Raw genomic sequence first — 1,899 nt, 5'->3', positions numbered from 1 at the left:
TATACTTTTGAACACGTGTTTTGATTTCTATTGATGCTTGTAAATCTTGGGCACGTGCCCACTGTATCACCCGCTCAGAGATTTTTGTCAACTCTTGCTCATTCAATGTCTCTACACAAATATCAATTCCTTTATCAACCCCACGAAAATTCTCCCCTCCAATCGTATTAAAAGATCGATAAATATCCATAGGTTGTACAAGATTACGTTGTCCACAAAAATGAATATACAAGCAAGCCATTGAAATCTCTTCATTAGATATTTCAGCTTCGAGATGAACATTGTACTGATCATAGAGATGTACAAAGCCAAAATTAGACTTAATAAAACGATCAGGCAAAGAGAGCCACATTTTTCCAGGTTCTGTAGAAAACCAACCGTGGTTTTTAAGAATACGATTTGCTGTGGTAAGACTTATCGAGCGCTGTTTGGGCTTTTTGCGCGTTAGAATATCGTCTAATGCCCCATTTTTATAGGCCTGTGCAAAAAGAATGAGGCGCTCAATCCACTCTGTTGTTTTGTAATCTGCAAATTCTGGTACATGTAATTGGGGTGTAAACTTAGAGCTTTTTAAAGCATCAATATTACCAAGTAATGCTTCTGCAACAGCAGAGTGATTGGCAGCTTTTTCACGTAATTTTTTTTCAATATCCTGTGCTTGCGCCCAAGCGATAACCCTATTTAAAGATTCCTTAACATGGCTTTCTGAAAGATCTGAAGCTGTAACATCGAAATCCTCTTTCGCAGAAAACAGCGTATCTTCATACTTATCCTGTGATACTTCACCACTAGCATATTCCCAAGCAAGGCAATAAGCAGCAGTGGTAAGATTAGCCGATAGCCGAAACTTTTTTCCATAATCTACAACATCATAACTAATTCCTACAATGCGATCGGGAAGATGATAATGCGCAAACATACTACCATCTTCAGCACGATAAGGTTCCCAGCCAAGCGTTTTTAAAATCTCTGTTACGTTTTTGGTCTGCATTGCTATTCACTTTCATTCAAAAAGTCTTGGATAATGAAAAGTGTAAAAGTTCATTTTGTCTAACTTATTACTCAATTGTTCTTTAATCCATTTTCTATTCTCATTTTCTAATTCTTTCTTACTTCCTTCAAAATTTTTGAAATCTTTTTGATATTTTTCTAAGAATTCTTTGTTCTCTTTAAGAAACTTTATAAATTTGCCTTTTGTAAGCTCTGCATTTCCCTTTTTATATGCCTCTTTTAAAATCTTTTGGTTTTCACTTAAACCAGCTTTTCCCGTTTTTACATCACCAACAAACAGTTTACCTTTCTTTATACCAACAATATCCGCACGAGATCTTATTGTCTTATTACCATTTTTAGTTTTGAATACTATTTCTGTTTTGCATGTTATACATCCTTCATCATTTAATTCTTGTTTTTTCTCATCCCGTTTTTTGTCATGATATTTTCTGCCTTTATTAAGCTTTTTACCCTTTCCATCATTATCATCATCATTATTGTTTTGTGGGTCTTTGCCACTCGCCTGAGAATTTTTATTTTTTTCTTCTTTTGAGTTTTGATTTGTTTTTTCGCTATCTTCTTCTGCATTTTTTGATGCAAACCAATCGGCAAGAAAATCAGCTATAGCCGACCTATTGCTAGGAGATTGAACAAGAGTTGCTCCGCCAAGCATAAAAAGGGACAGAGCAGCCAACTCTTCTGGTGTAAGCGATGCAATAAATACTACGAATGCTGCTACCGCAGGAAGAAAATTATTCTCCGCGGCATTACCTGCGGCATCAGCGCCGGTATTGACATCACCACCAGCAAGAGCAGCAGCAAAACCTCCCGCAATGCGTGCTACATCAATGGTCTGCTCTCTAAAGTCAGCAAATTGTGCATCAATCTTGGCAGTGATGCGGGCTT

At 36.9% G+C, this 1,899-nt stretch carries 2 protein-coding genes; both read right to left on the bottom strand.

All coding sequences use genetic code 11. The features are described from left to right. Positions 1 to 991 (bottom strand): DUF6990 domain-containing protein (locus ABD909_RS07085; protein WP_425547959.1); only part of this gene is annotated, 991 nt, incomplete at its 3' end. A gap of 12 nt (positions 992 to 1,003) precedes the next feature. Then, positions 1,004 to 1,899, bottom strand: an 896-nt coding sequence (locus tag ABD909_RS07080; protein ID WP_345097253.1) for a VENN motif pre-toxin domain-containing protein, incomplete at its 5' end; no start/stop codon positions are given.

The organism is Bartonella acomydis, assembly GCF_039543025.1.
Taxonomy (GTDB): Bacteria; Pseudomonadota; Alphaproteobacteria; order Rhizobiales; family Rhizobiaceae; genus Bartonella; species Bartonella acomydis.
Note: the sequence above shows the minus strand (reverse complement) of the source record. Positions and strands in the feature narration are given on the sequence as shown.